The organism is Corynebacterium sp. NPDC060344, assembly GCF_042725215.1.
In the GTDB taxonomy this organism is placed as follows: domain Bacteria; phylum Actinomycetota; class Actinomycetes; order Mycobacteriales; family Mycobacteriaceae; genus Corynebacterium.
In genome coordinates, this window is sequence record NZ_JBHXCS010000002.1 from 334,753 (window position 1) to 351,864 (window position 17,112).

13 protein-coding genes are annotated in these 17,112 nt (G+C 71.3%); 2 read left to right on the forward strand and 11 right to left on the reverse strand.

Going from position 1 to position 17,112, the window contains the following annotated elements:
* Window positions 1–3: 3 nt before the first annotated feature.
* From ACFWGD_RS04245 to ACFWGD_RS04295, 11 genes are all read right to left on the reverse strand, one after another.
* Window positions 4–1,347, reverse strand: a complete 1,344-nt coding sequence (locus ACFWGD_RS04245; RefSeq protein ID WP_377777310.1) for a hemolysin family protein — start codon at window positions 1,345–1,347, stop codon at window positions 4–6.
* Window positions 1,344–1,991 (reverse strand): rRNA maturation RNase YbeY, encoded by a 648-nt coding sequence (gene ybeY / locus ACFWGD_RS04250; RefSeq protein ID WP_377777311.1) that lies wholly within the window; start codon window positions 1,989–1,991, stop codon window positions 1,344–1,346. Before ybeY ends, ACFWGD_RS04245 begins: the two co-directional genes overlap by 4 nt.
* Before the next feature lie 121 nt (window positions 1,992–2,112).
* Window positions 2,113–3,258: a PhoH family protein gene (locus ACFWGD_RS04255; protein WP_377777312.1), complete on the reverse strand. Its 1,146-nt coding sequence runs from the start codon at window positions 3,256–3,258 to the stop codon at window positions 2,113–2,115.
* 85 nt (window positions 3,259–3,343) lie between these two features.
* Complete coding sequence (locus tag ACFWGD_RS04260) at window positions 3,344–4,486, reverse strand: AbrB family transcriptional regulator (protein WP_377777313.1); 1,143 nt, start codon at window positions 4,484–4,486, stop codon at window positions 3,344–3,346.
* A 23-nt stretch (window positions 4,487–4,509) separates the two neighbouring features.
* Window positions 4,510–5,268 (reverse strand): 16S rRNA (uracil(1498)-N(3))-methyltransferase, encoded by a 759-nt coding sequence (locus ACFWGD_RS04265; protein ID WP_377777314.1) that lies wholly within the window; start codon window positions 5,266–5,268, stop codon window positions 4,510–4,512.
* A gap of 39 nt (window positions 5,269–5,307) precedes the next feature.
* Entirely contained in the window at window positions 5,308–6,456 is a 1,149-nt protein-coding gene (gene dnaJ, locus ACFWGD_RS04270) for a molecular chaperone DnaJ (protein WP_377777315.1), read from the reverse strand.
* 76 nt (window positions 6,457–6,532) lie between these two features.
* The gene (gene hrcA / locus ACFWGD_RS04275) at window positions 6,533–7,567 is read right to left on the reverse strand and encodes a heat-inducible transcriptional repressor HrcA (RefSeq protein ID WP_377777316.1); all 1,035 of its coding nucleotides are present in this window, start codon (window positions 7,565–7,567) and stop codon (window positions 6,533–6,535) included.
* 64 nt (window positions 7,568–7,631) lie between these two features.
* Complete coding sequence (locus ACFWGD_RS04280; protein WP_377777317.1) at window positions 7,632–8,924, reverse strand: MFS transporter; 1,293 nt, start codon at window positions 8,922–8,924, stop codon at window positions 7,632–7,634.
* A gap of 37 nt (window positions 8,925–8,961) precedes the next feature.
* Window positions 8,962–10,146: a radical SAM family heme chaperone HemW gene (hemW, locus tag ACFWGD_RS04285; protein ID WP_377777318.1), complete on the reverse strand. Its 1,185-nt coding sequence runs from the start codon at window positions 10,144–10,146 to the stop codon at window positions 8,962–8,964.
* Window positions 10,143–10,811, reverse strand: coding sequence for a hypothetical protein (locus tag ACFWGD_RS04290; protein WP_377777319.1), 669 nt, complete (start codon window positions 10,809–10,811; stop codon window positions 10,143–10,145). The genes hemW and ACFWGD_RS04290 overlap by 4 nt, the downstream gene beginning before the upstream one ends.
* Before the next feature lie 273 nt (window positions 10,812–11,084).
* Window positions 11,085–12,917, reverse strand: a complete 1,833-nt coding sequence (locus tag ACFWGD_RS04295; protein ID WP_377777485.1) for an AMP-dependent synthetase/ligase — start codon at window positions 12,915–12,917, stop codon at window positions 11,085–11,087.
* 251 nt (window positions 12,918–13,168) lie between these two features.
* Here ACFWGD_RS04295 and malQ point away from each other — a divergent pair, with 251 nt between their 5' ends.
* Both malQ and brnQ read left to right on the forward strand, forming a co-directional pair.
* On the forward strand, window positions 13,169–15,475 hold the full coding sequence (malQ, locus tag ACFWGD_RS04300; RefSeq protein WP_377777320.1) for a 4-alpha-glucanotransferase: 2,307 nt from the start codon (window positions 13,169–13,171) through the stop codon (window positions 15,473–15,475).
* Between the two features lie 100 nt (window positions 15,476–15,575).
* Entirely contained in the window at window positions 15,576–16,958 is a 1,383-nt protein-coding gene (brnQ, locus tag ACFWGD_RS04305; protein WP_377777321.1) for a branched-chain amino acid transport system II carrier protein, read from the forward strand.
* The last annotated feature ends 154 nt before the right edge of the window (window positions 16,959–17,112 follow it).

Sequence of the window (17,112 nt, forward strand, 5' to 3'; positions counted from 1 at the left end):
ATGTCAGTTCTCCTCTTGTTCGTGTCCGGCACCGGCGTCGGCCGGCACCGGGTGGGCGGGTTCCACGACCACGGCGTGGACCCGCATGCGGCCGCGGCGGTCGCGGGCGCCTTCGGCGGTGAATCGCAGCCCGGCGGCCTCGACCTCGGCGCCGGGCAGGGGGACGCGCCCCAGGCCGTAGGCGATCAGCCCCGACACCGTGTCGACTTCCTCCACGACGTCGTCGTCGAAGCGGATGTCGCGCCCCTCGGCTTCGTCGTAAAGCTCGACGATCTCGCCCAGCGACAACCTGGCCACGACCCTGTACCTGCCGTCGCCGAGGGGTTCGATGGGCGCGCGTTCGTCCTCATCGTATTCGTCGGCGATCTCACCGACGATTTCCTCCAGGATGTCCTCGATGGAGATCAGCCCCGCCACGCCCCCGTACTCGTCGACGAGGACCGCGATGTGGTTGCGGTCGCGCTGCATCTCGTCGAGCAGGTCGTCGAGGGGCTTGGAGTCGGGGACGAACGTCGCCGGGCGCATGACGTCGGTGACGGGCACGCTGCGGCCGCCGTCGGTGAGCGCGTACGTCTGGTGGACCAGGTCCTTGAGGTAGACGATGCCGACGATGTCGTCCGCCCCGTCGCCGATGACCGGGATGCGCGAATGGCCCGACCGGACGCACAGCGCCACGGCCTGGCCGGCGTGCTTCTCCGATTCGATCCACACCATCTCCGGTCGCGGCACCATCACCGACCGCGCGGACGTCGACGCGAGGTCGAAGACGGACTGGATCATGCGGCGCTCGTCGTGCTCGACGATGCCGCGCTCGCGGGCGATGTCGACCATTTCGCGCAGCTCGACTTCGGTGGAAAACGGGCCGTCGCGGAAGCCGCCGCCGGGGGTCAGCACGTTGCCGACCCAGATCAGGAGCTTTTCGACGGGCCCCAGCAGCCGGGAAACCCCGCCGAGGATCACGGCCGACGCCAGCGACACCGCGTACGGGTTGCGGCGGCCGAGGGTGCGGGTGGTGACGCCGAGGACGAGGTAGCTGAACAGCGTCATCACGACGACCGCCGCGGTGATCGCCCAGGCGTCGGAGTCGATGTGGTCCATGGCGATGACGGCGACGAGCACCGCGCCGGCGACTTCGCACACCGTGCGCAGCAGAACCAGCACGTTGACGTTGCGGGCCCGGAAATCCAGGACGCGCACCAGCGCTTTCGCGCCGGCGACCTCCTCGCGGACCATCTCGGTGACCCGCGCGCGGGAGATGGCGGACACGGCGGTCTCGACGGTGCTGAGCACGCCGGCGATCGCCATGAGCAGGATGACCGCGAGGATCATCCACACCGAAGCGGTCATCGTCGGGCGCCCGCCCCACCGTCGGTGTCGTCGGTGCCCTCAGGGCCGGAGGTGCCGGTGCTGCCGGAATTGTCGGTGCTGCCCGGGCCGCCGCCGAGCTTGTCGTCGAGCTTTTCGCGGTCGGCGGCCGACGGGAAGGCGCCCGGGTTGATGGGCTTGGCCGGGAAGTCGGCGCCGCGGCGCTCGACGTCGTCGTACCAGTCGGCGAGCAGGCCGTTCTGCAGCGAGAACATGCGGCGTTCCTCGTCGGCCTCGATGTGGTCGTAGCCGAGCAGGTGTAGCAGCCCGTGGACGGTCAGCAGCACGAGCTCGTGGCTGAGCGGGTGGCCGGCCTTGTCCGCCTGGCGGGCCGCGAAGTCGGGGCACAGCACGATGTCGCCGAGCATCGACGGGCCCGGCTGGGGCGCCTCGGGGTGGCCGGAGCCGGGGGTGAGCTCGTCCATGGGGAAGCTCATCACGTCGGTGGGGCCGGGCAGGTCGAGCCAGCGGACGTGCAGGTCCTCGATCGTCGGTTCGTCGACGAGGTGGATGGACAGTTCCGCGGCGGGGTGGACGTCCATGCGCGACAGCGCGTAGCGGGCGACGTCGACGAGAGATTCCTCGCTGACGCCGTGACCGGATTCGTTGAAGACCTCGATGCTCATCGCTTCATGCTCCTGTCGTCCGTGCCGATTGTGGTGCCCATGCCGGTTGCCGGGCCCGCACCGGTTGCCGTGCCCATGCCGATTGCCGTGCCCGCATCCGTATCCGTGCCGGTATCCGTGATCACTTGCCCTCCCCCGAGTCCCACTTCCAGTCCCCGCCGGCGTCGCGGGTACCGCGCGCGCTGCTGGTGCCGCGGTTACCACGGTCGCCACGGTCGCCCTTCTTCCGCTCCGCGCGGTCCTTTTCGGCCGCGTCGTGGTCGTCGTACGCCTCGACGATGGCGGACACCAGCGAGTGCCGCACGACGTCGGCCGCACCCAGGTGCGGGAAGGCGATGCCGTCGATGGAGCCCAGGATGCGGCGGACCACGTCGAGCCCGGAGCGCTGCTCGCGGGGCAGGTCGACCTGGGTCGCGTCGCCGGTGACCACCATCTTCGCGCCGAAGCCCAGGCGCGTCAGGAACATCTTCATCTGCGCGGGCGTGGTGTTCTGCGCCTCGTCGAGGATGATGAACGCGTTGTTCAGCGTCCGGCCGCGCATGTACGCCAGCGGCGCGACCTCGATGACCCCGGATTCCATGAACTTCGGGATCAGCTCCGGGTCCATCATGTCCCGCAGCGCATCGTGGAGCGGGCGCAGGTAGGGGTCGATCTTCTCGTGCAGGGTGCCGGGCAGGAAGCCGAGGTTCTCGCCGGCTTCGACGGCCGGGCGGGTCAGGATGATCCGCTCGACTTCCTTGCGCTGCAGCGCCTGGACGGCCTTGGCCATGGCCAGGTACGTCTTGCCGGTGCCGGCGGGGCCGATGCCGAAGACGATGGTGTTGCGGTCGATGGCGTCGACGTAGTCCTTCTGCCCCTGCGTCTTGGGGCGCACGACCTTGCCGCGGCGGGCGATGATCTCCCCGCCCAGCACGTCGGAGGCGCTGCCGGGGCCGCCCGGCTCGCCGGTGCCGCCGCCGCGGACGTCCGCGCCGACGATGCCGACGGCCCGCGTCACGGAGTCCGTGGACAGGTCGTGGCCGCGGCGCGCCATCGATTCGAGTTCCTTGAAGGCCCGCGCGGCGGTGGCCACCTGCGACGGCCGGCCGGTCACGGTGACGGTGGCGCCGCGGGCGTGGATGTCGGCGCCGAGGAGGTTTTCCAGCAACCGCAGGTTCCGGTCGGCCTGGCCGTAGATGATCGGCGCATGCGCGGGGTCGAGCTCGACGATCGCCTGGGTGCGGTGGTCGACGCTGTGTCGTTCGGGCTGTCGGGTCGGGTCCGTCACGCCGGGTGGGCCTCGTTTCCTTCGCGTGGCTGCTGGGGTGGTGCGCCGCGCGTCGGCGTCACCGGGTATTCCCCGATCTTAGGTCTTATCGCGGATCGCGCGTGCACCGGCGCAGCAGATGCGGCACGGACGGTGCGGCGACGGCGACGGCGATGACGCGCACCACGTGCATGACCACGACGATGCCCGCCCCTCCGCGTTCGGCGACGAAGCCGAAGACCAGCTCGCTGGCGCCGGGTGCGGTGGCCAGGTACGAGTCGACGCCGCCGGTGACCCCGAGCCGCCACATCGCCCACGCGCACAGGGCGGTCGTGGCCAGCAGCATGCCGACCCCGCCGAGCACGTACGGCAGCGACCTGCGGAATTGCGCGATGTTTTCGGTGGTCATGCCGGAGCCCGCCGCCGTTCCCAGTACGACGAACGCCACGGCGATGGCCAGGCGCGGCACGTCGGGGGCCAGCTCGGGCCAGAGCAGGGCGCCTCCGGCTCCGGCGAGGATCGCGGGGATGAGGAAGGGCGCGGGGAACCGCGGCAGAAGCTTTGCGACGGCCACCCCCAACCCCATCGCCGCCGCGATCATCGCCCAGCTGGACCAGTCCCCCAACCACTCGACCGCCCAGGAAACGGCAGGGGCGCCCGATGCAGTGGCAGTTCCCGAGGACGCTTCCGCAGCTGCTTCCGCGGCCGCTCCCGATTCGGCGGCGGACGGTGCGGGGCGCGGGCCGTCGAGAAGCAGGACGACGACCGGCAGGCTCAGCGCGACGACGAGCAGGCGCAGGTACTGGGCGAAGACGACGAACTTCTCGTCGGCGCCGGCGTCGCGGGCCAGCGCCAGCATCAGCGAGGCGCCGCCGGGCAGCGTGGCCACCAGGGACGTGGCGCGGTCGATGCCGACGCGGCGGTGCAGCAGGAGCGATGCGGCGAAGGCGACGAGCATCGACGCGACGGTGACCAGCAGCGCCAGCGGCAGTCCGGCGAGCAGCTCCGCCGGCGTGGATTGCGCGACGGGGCCGACGGCGAGGAGCGCGATGACCGTCTGGCCGAATCGGTTGGGCCACGGCCTGGTCCAGCCGACGTCGGGCGCGGCACGGCCGGCGTCGGCCAGGGACAGCACCACCGCGACGACCATCGGCCCGACCAGCCATCCGGCCGGCACGCCCGCCCACGACGCCACCGCCCCGCCAGCCGCGCAGAGCAGCCACGGGACGAGGAAGCGCACCAGGGTCATGGTTCGGATCAAGGGGTTCGGGCTCAGCCCCAGCGCCGGGTCAGCGGCCCGAGCGCCGAGGTGGCGGCGGCGCCGGCCAGTGCGGTGCGCAGCACCGTCGGCCCCAGCACCACCGGGTCCGCGCCGGCGGAGCGGAACATCTCGAGCTCGTCGTCGTCGACGCCGCCTTCGGGGCCGACGATGAACACCATCTCCCCGGCGTCCACCGCCGCCGCGGCGACCTCGGCGAAGGGCCGGTGCTCGGCCTCGTGGAGGACGGCGGCGACTCCCCCGCGCCCGACGACGTCGGCGACGAGGGCGGCGACGTCCTTCGTCGAATGCAGTTCCGCCACCGGCGGGATCCACGCGCGTCGGGCCTGCTTGGCGGCCTCGCGGGCGGTGGCCGCCCACTTGTCGCGCGCCTTGCCGGCCTTCGCACCGGTCCACTTGGCCACGCAGCGCCGCGCCGCCCACGGGACGATCGCGTCGACGCCGGACTCGGTCATGAGGTCCACCGCAAGTTCCGCGCGATCGGACTTCGGCAGCGCCTGCACCACCGTCACGTGCGGGGTCGGCCGCTCGTCGATGGCGGCGGAGATGACCTCGCAGGTCGTGCGGGAACCGTCGGCAAGCGAAATGCGGGCCCGCGCCCGCCCGTCCGCGCCATCGACCAGGAACACCTCGTCTCCAGGGGCGAGGCGCTGCACCTTGACGTGCTTGGCCTCCGGGCCGTCGAGCGCGATGGTGGCGCCGGGCTCGGGGAGCGCGCGGCCGAAGTCGGCGAGGAAAACGGGCAATCCCATGACTCTCCTATTCGTGCGGCGCGCGGCGGTCGGCGCCCGTCAGCGGCGGGTGCGGAAGCGGGAGAAGAAGCCGCGCTGCGCGGCCTGCCCCTCCACCAGGCGGGTGTCCTCGCCGCGATGGTCGCGCAGCTTCTCCAGCATTTCCCGAGACTTGCCGTCGAGCTTGGTGGGCACCGTGACGTCGACGTGGGCGATGAGGTCGCCGGCGCCCTCGCCGCGCAGGCGCGGCATGCCGCGGCCCTCGACGCGCAGGGTCTGGGCGGGCTGCGTGCCGGCCTCGACGCCGACGGCGATCTTCTCGCCGACCAGGTCGTCGATGTCCAGCGACGTGCCCAGAGCGGCGTCGACCATGGGCACGTGGATGGTCACGTGGAGGTCATCGCCCTCGCGGGTGAACACCGGGTGCGGGTCGGCGTGGACCTCGACGTACAGGTCGCCGGCCGGGCCGCCGCCCGGGCCGACCTCGCCCTGGCCGGCCATGCGGATGCGCATGCCGTCGGCGATGCCCGCCGGGACGTTGACGGTCAGGTCGCGGCGCGACTTCACGCGGCCGTCGCCGCCGCAGTTGCCGCAGGGGTCGACGATGATCTCGCCGGTGCCCTGGCAGCGGCCGCAGGGGCGCGACGTCATGACGTTGCCCAGGAAGGAACGCTGGATCTGCTGGATCTCGCCGGTGCCGTTGCAGTCGCCGCAGACCTTCGGCTTTTCCTTGGTCTTCGAGCCGGTGCCCTCGCAGACGTCGCACAGCACGGCCGTGTCCACGGTGATCGGCTTGCGCACGCCGGTGAAGCACTCGTCGAGGCCGAGCGAAATGCGCAGCAGCGCGTCCGAGCCGGGCTGGACGCGCGAGCGGCGCTGGCGCTGGCCGCCACCGCCGGCGCCGCCGAAGAACGCCTCGAACACGTCGCCCAGGCCACCGCCGCCGAAGCCGCCGAAACCGCCGCCGTACCCGCCGGCCGCGCCGCCCTGATCCATCGGGTCGCCGCCGAGGTCGACGATGCGCCGCTTCTCGGGATCGGACAGCACCTCGTGGGCGACGGAGGCCTCGCGGAACTTCTCCGCGGCTTCGTCGTCATCCGGATTGCGGTCCGGGTGGTACTTCAGCGCGAGCTTGCGGTACGCCTTCTTGATCTCCGCGTCCGAGGAGTCCTTGGACACGCCGAGGATGCCGTAGTAGTCACGAGCCAACGTCAGTTACTTCCTTATGCATCTGTCGAAAACCAAATGTGTGAACCGTCGGACGAATGTACCAGCGCGACGGCGCTCAGCCGTCACCGAGGACCCGGCCGACGTACTGTGCAACGGCGGCCACCGACGCGATTGTTCCCGGATAGTCCATGTAGGTCGGGCCGACGACGCCGAGCCCGCCGAGGATCGCGCCCGACGTCCCGTACCCGGTGGACACCACCGACGTGCCGCGCAGTTCCTCGTCCTCGTTCTCCTCGCCGATGGACACCCGCACCTGGTGCAGGTCCTGCACGGCGGACAGCAGCTTGAGCACCACGACCTGCTCCTCCAACGCGTCGAGCACCGTCGGCAGCGTCGACGGCAGGCGGCCGTGCAGGCCCGAGCGCGTCAGGTTCGAGGCGCCGGCAAGGATGAGGCGGTCGTTGGGCCGGTCGATGAGCGATTCGATGATCACCGTCGAGCACCGGATCACGATGTCGCGCACGTCGGCGGGCGCATTGGCGGCCAGGTCCGCGATCGACGCCGAAGCATCGGACAGCGTCTTGCCGGCCATGGTGCGGTTGAGCATGTCGCGCAGCGCCGGCACCTGGTTCGGGTCGATCGGCGCGGACAGCTCGACGTTGCGCTGCTCGACGCGGCCGGTGTCGGTGATGATCACCAGCAGCAGCCGCACGTCGGCGAGCTGCACGACCTCGCAGTGCCGCACCCGCGACGACTGCAGCGTGGGCAGCTGGACCACCGCGACCTGGCGGGTGAGCTGGCTGAGCAGCTGCACCGACCGGCGCAACACGTCCTCGAGGTCGACGCCGCCTTCGAGGAACTCGAGGATCGCCCGGTGCTCCGCCTTCGACAGCGGCTTGACCTGCGAGATCGAGTCGACGAACAGGCGGTAGCCCTTTTCCGTGGGGATGCGCCCCGACGAAGCATGCTCTTGGGTGATGAAGCCCTCCGCCTCCAGCACCGCCATGTCATTGCGGATGGTCGCCGACGACACCCCCAGGTTGTGCCGATCGACCAGCGCCTTCGAGCCCACCGGTTCCTGCGAGGACACGTAGTCGGCGACGATGGCGCGCAGCACCTCGCGGCGGCGCAGTTCGGTCTGGCTGGACATCGGGCGCTCCTTCGCGGGTCGTCGACATGGCCCCTTCCGGGGCCCCGTGCATCGCCGCCCGAGTCTACCGGCTGGCGGCCGGGCGGTTGCCCAGCAGCACATGCGTGACGACGACCACCGCCACCGGGACCATCGCCACCATCGCGAGCCCCGTGTAGCCGATCTGGACGAGCACGGGCCCACCGATCAGCCCGCCGAGCACGCCCGCCAGGTTCATGCCCAGGTCGGTGCGGCCCTGGACGGCGGCGCGGGTGTGCTGAGGCGTGGCCTTCGTGACCGCCGCAGAGCCCGCCACCACCGACGCCGACCAGCCCAATCCCAGCAGCGTCAGGGCGACGGCGAGCATCGGCAGGCTGCGCGGCGCCGACCACACGACGGCGGCGGTGGCCAGGAAAATCGCCTGGCCGACGAGGATCATGGTGGTCGTGCCGAATCGGTCGGCGGCCCACCCGAAGACGGGCGACAGGGCCCACATGCCGGCGATGTGCAGGCTCATGACCATGCCGATGATGGTCAGCGACGCCCCGAATCCCGTCATGTGCAGAGGCGCCATGGACATGAGCGTGACCATGACGAAGTGGGCGACGGCAACCGCGCCCTGCCCCGCGAGGACGATGCGGCGGTCGGCGGGCACCACGGCGAAGGGCTCATCGGCCGCTGCTCGTGCGGCGGGGGCAGGCTCATCGGTGAGCCGCGCGACCTCGAGCGGATCCGGGCGCAGCATCACGGCGTAGAGCAGCGTCGCCGCGGCCTGCGCGACGACGGTGATGAGGAACGGGCCCGTCAGCTCCGGCAGGCCGACTGCGCGGGCGACGATGCCCGACGGCGCCATGAGCAGCGGGCCGGTGACGGCGCCGACGGTCGTCGACCACATCACCGTCGACAGCATGAGGCCGCGCCGCTGCGGCAGAGCGGCGTCGGCGGCGGCGAACCTCGCCTGCAATCCCACCGCCGACCCGACGCCGAGCACCAGCAGGCCGACGAGGACGAGCGGGGTGTTGTCGGCGACGGCGGCGATGGTCGCGGCCACCGCGCCGACGGCCGCCAGGCCCGAGCCCACGGCCAAGGCGATGCCGCGGCCCTTCGCGATGGCCAGCCGCGCCAGCGGCACTGAGGCGATCGCCGCGCCCAACGTGCTCAGCGTCGCCGCGAGACCGGACAGTTCCGGGGAGCCCGAGACGTCGGCGACGAGGAGTGCGCCGACGCTCACCGCCGCACCGACGCCCAGCCCGCCGAGGATCTGGCCGAGCACGAGAACGACGATCAAGCGGGTGCGGGTCGACTGCGCGACGGCCGCCGATTCGGGCGTTCCGTGCGGGGTGCCCGCCGCCGCGGTGGCGTTCCGGTTCTGGTTCATGCCGTGGACTCTAGCCCGCCGGCCGGATCGCCCCGATTCAGCTGAGGATGTCGACGATGATCGCGTCGGCCAGCAGCCGTCCCGCGTCGGTCAGCCGCACCCGGCCGCCGTCGAGCGCCAGCATCCCGGCGGCCTCCTGCGCACGCGCCCGCTTGAGCTCGTCGGGCCGCAATTCCGACGCCGGCATGCCCTCGGACAGCCGGAGGCGGAGCATGACCCTTTCAATGTGGCGGTCGTCGTCGGAAAGCGATTCCGAATCGCGGATGGGCAGCTCGCCACCGGAGACCACCGAGGCGTAGCGCGCGGGGTGCTTGACGTTGTGGAAGCGCCGGCCCCCGATGTGCGAATGCGCGCCGGGGCCCGCGCCCCACCAGTCGCCGTCGCGCCAGTAGATCATGTTGTGGCGGCACTCCCCGCCCGGCTTGGCCCAGTTGGAGACCTCGTACCAGTCGTAGCCGTGGCCACGGAGCGCGGCGTCGATGCGCTCGTAGCGGTCGGCGAGATCGTCGTCGTCGGGCATGGGCAGCTCGCCGCGGCGGACCTTCCGCGCCATGGCCGTGCCCTCCTCCACGATGAGCGAGTACGCCGAGACGTGGTCGACGCCCGCCGACAGCACCGCCTCCAGCGACGCGTCGAGGTCGGACATCGACTCCCCCGGCGTGCCGTAGATGAGGTCGAGGTTGACGTGGTCGAATCCGGCGGCGCGCGCCTCGCGGGCGGCCTCCACCGGCCGGCCCGGCGTGTGCACGCGGTCGAGCGTCGCCAGCACGTGCGGGACGACGGACTGCATGCCCAGGCTGACGCGGTTGAAACCGGCCTCGCGGATGCCCTCGAAGAACTCCGGCGACGTCGACTCGGGGTTGGACTCGGTGGTCACCTCCGCGCCCGGCGCCAGGCCGAACGTGTCGCGCACGGCGTCGAGCAGGCGCGCCAGCCCGGATGCGCCGAGCAGCGACGGGGTGCCGCCGCCGATGAACACGGTCTCGGCGGGGCGCACGCCGGCCACTCCGGCCGCTTCGCCCGTGGCTCCCGCGCCGCCCGCGCTGCCCGCCGCCATCGACTCCGCCCCGAGCTCCAGCTCGCGCGCGATGGCGTCCAGGTAGGTGCCCGTCGACGCCGCCGACCCGAGCTCGCCGGCGGTGTAGGTGTTGAAGTCGCAGTACCCGCACCTCGTCGCGCAAAACGGGACGTGCAGGTAGACGCCGAATGCGGGGGCGGTCACACGCGCTCCGCGGCGCGGCGGCGGGCGACCTTGCGCACGACCTCGTCGATGCGGATGCGCTCCATGAGGAACGCCGGGGGCCTGCGCCCGCGCAGGGTCTTGGCCACGGCCGGATGGGTCTCGGGCACGGTCACGCACCACGCGGCGGCGGCATTGAGCGCGCGCCGGCCGCAGCGGGCGTACAGCGCCGGGATCTGCACCGACCCCAGCACCTCGACGCCGCGGATGTTCTCCGCGGACACCCAGTCCGCCAGCTCCTCCAGGTACGCCGCCGTGCTCTCCGATCGCGCCAGCAGCGCGTGTGCCACCGTCGGCACCGCGACGGGGTGGCGCAGCGGCGCCGGGATCGCGGACAGCTCGGCGACGTCGACGGGCTTCGGCTCCGGCCCCGGCTCGCGGTCCGGCATCGGCCCGAGCTCGCCGCGGCGGATGCCGGACGTGAACGCCTGCCGCAGCCCGGCCAGCTCGCCGATGAGCGGGCGCGCGTCCTCCACGGCCTCGTCGACGATGTCGGCCAGCTCCAGCACGCATTCGTCGACGAGCTCGCGGTCGACGTCGGCGATGGCCTGCGCCAGGTGCTCGATGTGCTCGGCGACCTCGTCGCCGATGTCGTAGAGCTCCTGGGTGATTTCCCGGAGCCGGAGGCGCGCGTCGTAATGCTCCACCGCGGTCCTCCTCGCCGGTCGGGCCCTGCCGGGCGCATCGTCGTCATCTGGGTCGCCGGGGCCGCCTGCGCGTTCCCCCGATGACCTCGAACGCCCCTCACTCTAAGGGGGCGGGGGGCGGTGCCGGTGGAGCGACACCGGCTCGTCGGGGTGTTTCGCCACTTGCTTGGCGACGCCGACGCGGGATCCGGGTGGCCGTCGCAAAGCACGAAGCCCGGCACCCCCAACGGGGTGCCGGGCCGGCGGGCGCATCCTGGCGCCGTGACGTGCGGATCAGCGGTGGTACATGTCCTCGACCTCGCGGGAGAACTTGTCCACGACGACGTTGCGCTTGACCTTCATGGTCGGGGTCAGCTCGCCCTCGTCCTCGGACAGGTCGCGCGGGAGGATGTGGAACTTCTTGATCGCCTCCGCATGCGAGACCAGCTCGTTGGCGGAGTTCACCGCGTCCTGGATCTCCGCGCGCAGCACCGCGTTGGCGGCGAGATCGCGGATCGTGGTCTGCTCCGGGATGTTGTGCTCGGCCTTCCACTTCGCGATCGCATCCTCGTCGAGGGTGACCAGGACGGAGATGAACGGGCGGCCGTCGCCGATGACCACGGCCTGCGACACCAGCGGGTGCGAGCGCATGCGGTCCTCCATCGGGCCGGGCGAGACGTTCTTGCCGCCGGCGGTGACGATGAGGTCCTTCTTGCGGCCCGTGACGCGCAGGTGGCCGGTCTCGTCGAGCTCGCCGAGGTCGCCGGTCTTGAACCACTCGCCGTCGAAGGTCTCCTTCGTGGCCTCCTCGTTCTGCCAGTAGCCCTTGAACACCACCGGGCCCTTGAGCAGGATCTCGCCGTCCTCGGCGATCTTCACCGAGCACCCGCCGACCGGGCGGCCGACCGTGCCGATGACCTGGTCGGTCGGCGTGTTCACCGTGATGGCCGCCGTCGACTCGGTCAGGCCGTAGCCCTCGTAGACCGTCACGCCCAGGCCGCGGAAGAAGTGGCCCAGGTCGGACGACAGCGCCGAGCCGCCGGAAATGGTGTACTGCACGGCCTCGCCCATGGCCGCCTTGATCTTGGCGAACAGCAGCTTGTCGTACAGCTTCAGGCGCAGCTTCTGCGCCGTCGACGGGCCGGACGGGGTGTCCAGGGCCTTGGAGTAGTCGATGGCCGCAGCCTCGGCGCGCTCGAACAGCGCGAGGCCGAAGGCGCCCTTCTCCTTCGCGCCGGCCAGGGCCGAGTCGCGGACCTTCTCGAACACGCGGGGCACGCCGAGGATCAGGTGCGGGCGGGAGCGCTGGAACTCCAGCGTCACCGTGGTGGTGTCGGCCCAGTGGGACTGGGTCGCGCCGCCGACGATGGAGGCCAGGGACACCGCGTTGGCCAGGACGTGGGCCAGCGGAAGGAAGGTGAGGATGCGGTTGCCCGGGCGGGCGATGACGCCGATGTCGTTGGTGAGGATGCCGCGGACCTCCGCCAGCCAGTTGCTGTGGGCCAGCATGCAGCCCTTCGGGCGGCCGGTGGTGCCGGAGGTGTAGATCACCGAGGCGAGATCGTCGGCGCGGGAGGCGTCGATGCGGTCCTGGACCTCGGAGTCCTCGATGTCGCGGCCCTCGTACATGAGGGTGTCCACGGCGGAGGCGTTGATCTCCAGCACGCGCCGCAGCTGCGTCGGGGACTCCGACAGCGGCGCGTGGCCGGAGTCGTCGACGATGAGGTTCTTCATCCGCTCGGTATGCTGGCGGCCCTCGGTGATGGCGAAGACGGCGCCGGAATCCTCGATGATCCAGCGGATCTGGCCGGCGGAGGAGGAACCGTAGATGGGCACGATCGTCGCGCCGGCCATCCAGATGGCGATGTTGATCAGGTTCCACTCGTAACGGGTCTCCGACAGCAGCGCGACGCGGTCGCCCTTCTCCACGCCGTTGGCGATGAGGCCCTTGGCCACGGCGACGGCCTCGTCGTGGAACTCCTGGGCGGTGACGTTGACCCACTCGAAGTTCTTCGGGCGGGTGAACATGACCAGCTTCGGGCGCTTGGCCACCAGTTCCTGCATCGCGGTGACGATGGTCTCCTTGTCGCCCACCGCGAACTGGGCCTCGCTGCTGTACTCCCGCATGGTCTTGATCGTCTCCTTCAGGTCGTCCATCTGTTCCTGGTCCACGTGCCGCCGACGCTACGCCGGCGCGCCGCCTGCCCCTCCGGGCCGGCGGCCCCGTGGCCGCAGTCAACCGGTGTGACATCGATTACTTCGGCAACCAACTTACGGCAGTCCCACCTCGGCGGTGCGGGAACCGCCCATAAAAACGGAAACGTTTCGCGGGTGAACGCCGGACCCCTCCGAACAGGTGCACTTTCGGGGCTGCTGGCATGATGGTTTTCGTGACCAACGACGACGCGCAGCCCCCCGTGACCGCCCCCTTGTCCGATCTCGCAGCCGATCTCGGCGTCGCCTCGCGCTTTACGGCGCACAACGGCGAGGAGACGACGGTGTCCCGGGAGACGATCCTGAAGATCCTCGCCGCGCTCGACGTCGACCTCGGCCCCACCCCCGAGGATCCCTCGGACGATGACATCCGCGCCGCGCGCGAGGCGTGGGCCGATCGCCGGTGGCGCAGGCTGCTGCCGCCGGTGGTGGTGAGCACCAGCGGTTCCCGCAAGGAGGTCCTCGTCCACGTCCCCGACGGCACGGACGTGTCCGTAACCGCGATCATCGGCGACGGCTCGGGCACGCCGGCCGGTGCCGGGGCGGGTGCCGGCTCCGGCTCCGACTCCGACTCCGACGCCGAAGAGAAGGAATGGCCGCTGGCCCAGATCGAGCACAACGTCGCCCCGCGCGAGGTCGACGGCGTGCTCATGGGCGAGGCCGCCTTCGCCGTGCCGGAGGATCTGCCCCTGGGCTGGCACCGGCTGCGCGCGGTCAACGGCGACGTCTCCGCCGAGTGCGAGTTGGCCGTGACCCCGGGTCGCTTGTCGACGGCCGATCGGTTCGTCGACAAGCCCGCAACCGGGGTCATGGCCCAGCTGTACTCGGTGCGCTCCGAGCGGTCGTGGGGCATCGGCGACCTGACCACGCTCGGTGACCTGGCCAGCGTGTCCGCGCGCGACGCGGGCGCCGACTTCGTGCTGATCAACCCGCTGCACGCCGCCGAGCCCTGCCCGCCCGTGGAGGATTCGCCGTACCTGCCCACCACCCGCCGGTACTCCAACCCGCTGTACATCCGGGTGGAGATGATCCCCGAGTTCTCCTACCTCGACGAGGCCGACGCCGCGGAACTGCGCGAGCTGGCCGCCGGCTTCCGCGAGCTCAATCGCTCCGCCGACGAGATCGACCGCAACCCGATCTACGCCGCGAAGCTGCGCGCCCTCCACGCCATCCACCACATCCCGCTGTCGGAGGTCCGCCTCGCCGACTACCGGCGGTTCCTCGCCGAGCAGGGGCGCGGCATCATCGACTACGCCCGCTGGTGCGCCGACCGCGACATCGACATGCGCACCGCCGCCCGCGACAACGGCGAGTTCGCGGGCCTGGTCACGCCGCTGGGCGCCCACGAGGACGTCGACGAGCTGCGCGAGGAACTGGTCGACTTCCACTGCTGGCTGCAGTGGATCCTCGACGAGCAGCTGCGCGACGCCCAGCGCGCCGCGACGGAGGCCGGGATGCGCATCGGCATCATGGCCGACCTCGCCGTCGGCGTGCACCCGGGCGGCTCCGATGCCCGCAACCTGGCCGAATGGATGGCGCCGGATGCCTCGGTGGGCGCCCCGCCGGACGGGTTCAACCAGCGCGGCCAGGACTGGTCGCAGCCGCCGTGGAACCCGCACAAGCTGGCCGAGGCCTCCTACATGCCGTGGCGCGACATGCTGCGCACGGTGCTGCGCCACTCCGGCGGCATCCGCGTCGACCACATCCTGGGACTGTTCCGCCTGTGGCTCATGCCGCGGATGGAGTCGCCGGCCAACGGCACCTACGTCCACTTCGACCATGAGGCGATGGTGGGCATCCTGGCGCTGGAGGCGGAGCTCGCCGGCGCCGTGGTCATCGGCGAAGACCTGGGCACCTTCGAGCCGTGGGTGCAGGAGTACCTGGCCCAGCGCGGCATCATGGGCACGTCGATCCTGTGGTTCGAGTCCGATGGCGACGGCGTGCCCAAGCACCCGTCGAACTACCGCCGCCTGTGCCTGTCGTCGGTGACCACCCACGACCTGCCGCCGACCGCCGGGTACCTCGACGGCGAGCACATCACGCTACGCGACCGCCTGGGCCTGTTCGACACCGACGTGGCCGAGGAGGAGGCCCGCGACCTGGACTGGGTCACGCGCAACCTCGCCGCGGTCGACGCGGCGGGCTGTTTCGAGGGGCTTTCCGGCGACGACGGCGAGGCCATCTCCGGCCGCGACTGGGCGAACATCTCCCGCGGGGAGCTGCCGGACGCCGGCCCGCTCATCGTCGGCCTGCACCGCTACCTCGCCCGCACCCCGTCGGCGCTGACGTGCATGGCGCTGGTGGACATGGTCGGCGATCGCCGCACGCAGAACCAGCCGGGCACCACCCACGACCAGTACCCGAATTGGTGCGTCCCGCTCACCGACGGCGACGGCCGCGCGGTGCTCGTCTCCGACCTGCCCGAGCTGCCCCTGTTCGGGGCGGTCGCGGAGGCCTCGACACGGAAGTGACGGGCACGGGCGCGGCCGTCCGCGCCCGATTGCCCCACCCCCGATACCCGGCACCCGACCCCCGGAAGGATGATCGGGCGCGCACTGGGACAATCGGGGGGTGACCGATAAATCTTCCCGCTCCGCGGGTCCGACCATCATCGTGGTCGGGCTCATGTTGTTCGCCATGTTCTTCGGCGCCGGCAACCTCATCTTCCCGCCGCAGCTGGGCACCGAGGCGGGCACCGCCTATGGCCCGGCGATGGCGGGCTTCCTGTCCACGGCCGTGCTGCTGCCGGCATTGGCCGTCATAGCGGTGTCGGTGTCGGGCAACGGCATCTCCGACATCGCGTCGAGGGCGGGCCGGATCTTCGGCCTGGTCTTCTCCATCGCGGTGTACCTGTCCATCGGCGCGCTCTACGCCATCCCCCGCACGGCCAACGTCGCGTTCGAAACCGGCGTCGCGGGCGTGGCGGGGACGTCGTCGCCGTGGGCGCTGTTCGCCTTCACCGCCGCATTCTTCGCGGTGTCGCTGTGGCTGTCGCTGCGCCCGGGCGGCATCGTCGATTCGCTGGGCCGGTGGCTGACGCCGGCGCTGCTGATCCTCATCGTCGCCCTGGTCGCCGTCGGCGCGACGGTGCTCACGGCCGAGCCGGGCGCCCCGACGGAGAAGTGGGCGGGGTCGCCGTACACGGCCGGCTTCCTCGAGGGCTACCTCACCATGGACTCCCTGGCCGCGCTGGTCTTCGGCATCGTGGTCATCGATTCGCTGCGGTCGCGGGGGATGACGAAGCAGAGCCAGGTGGTCAAGTCCTCCATCCTCGCCGGCATCGTCGCCGTCATCCTGCTCGGCGTCGTCTACCTGGGGCTGGGCCACCTGGGCCGCGGCATCGAGGGCGAGTACACCAACGGCGCGCTGCTGCTGTCGGACGCCGCGACCATGGCCTTCGGTTCCGCCGGCGCCTGGGTTTTCGCGCTGATCGTGCTGCTGGCTTGCTTGACGACGGCCGTCGGCCTGATCACCTCGACCGCCGCCTTCTTTTCTTCGCTGACCCCGTCCATCGGGTTCCGCACGTGGGCCGTCGGTTTCACGCTGGCGGGGCTGCTGATGTCGAATCTGGGGCTGGAGACGATCATCGGCATCGCCATCCCGCTCAACGTGTTCCTGTACCCGATGGCGGTGGCGCTGGTGTTCCTGACGCTGCTGCAGGCGGCGCTGCCGTTCAAGCTGGTGTGGTCCTACCGGGTGCCGGTGGCCGTGGCGGGCGTGTTCGCGCTGCTGGATCTGGCCCGGGCGCTGGAGTTCGACCCGGCGTCGGCCATCCCGGCGCTGGCGAATCTGCCGCTGTACGAGGAATCGCTGTCGTGGGTCATCCCCACCGCGATCGCGCTGGCGATCTGCCTGGTGGTGGACCGGCGCGCGGGCCTGCCGGCCCCGAAGCCCGGAGAATCCTCGGCGTCGATCGGCGCCGAGGGCGCGCAGGCCGTCCGCGTCGACGCCTGAGGTCAGCGCCGCCCGGCGTCTGGATCTGGGTCTGGGCCCGGACCTAGAACTGCGTCATGATGCCGGCGACGAGCACCAGGATGATGAGCACGACGAGCGCGATCTTGACCGGTGACTTCCGCATGATGGTTCTCTTTCTGCTCCGCCCCGGCTG

Coding starts and splice junctions, on each gene's coding strand:
- ACFWGD_RS04245 (WP_377777310.1), bottom strand. CDS start 1,347: ATGACCGCTTCGGTGTGGATGATCCTCGCGGTCATCCTGCTCATGGCG.
- ybeY (WP_377777311.1), bottom strand. CDS start 1,991: ATGAGCATCGAGGTCTTCAACGAATCCGGTCACGGCGTCAGCGAGGAA.
- ACFWGD_RS04260 (WP_377777313.1), bottom strand. CDS start 4,486: ATGACCCTGGTGCGCTTCCTCGTCCCGTGGCTGCTCTGCGCGGCTGGC.
- ACFWGD_RS04265 (WP_377777314.1), bottom strand. CDS start 5,268: ATGGGATTGCCCGTTTTCCTCGCCGACTTCGGCCGCGCGCTCCCCGAG.
- hrcA (WP_377777316.1), bottom strand. CDS start 7,567: ATGTCCAGCCAGACCGAACTGCGCCGCCGCGAGGTGCTGCGCGCCATC.
- ACFWGD_RS04280 (WP_377777317.1), bottom strand. CDS start 8,924: ATGAACCAGAACCGGAACGCCACCGCGGCGGCGGGCACCCCGCACGGA.
- ACFWGD_RS04295 (WP_377777485.1), bottom strand. CDS start 12,917: ATGCGGGAGTACAGCAGCGAGGCCCAGTTCGCGGTGGGCGACAAGGAG.
- malQ (WP_377777320.1), top strand. CDS start 13,169: ATGATGGTTTTCGTGACCAACGACGACGCGCAGCCCCCCGTGACCGCC.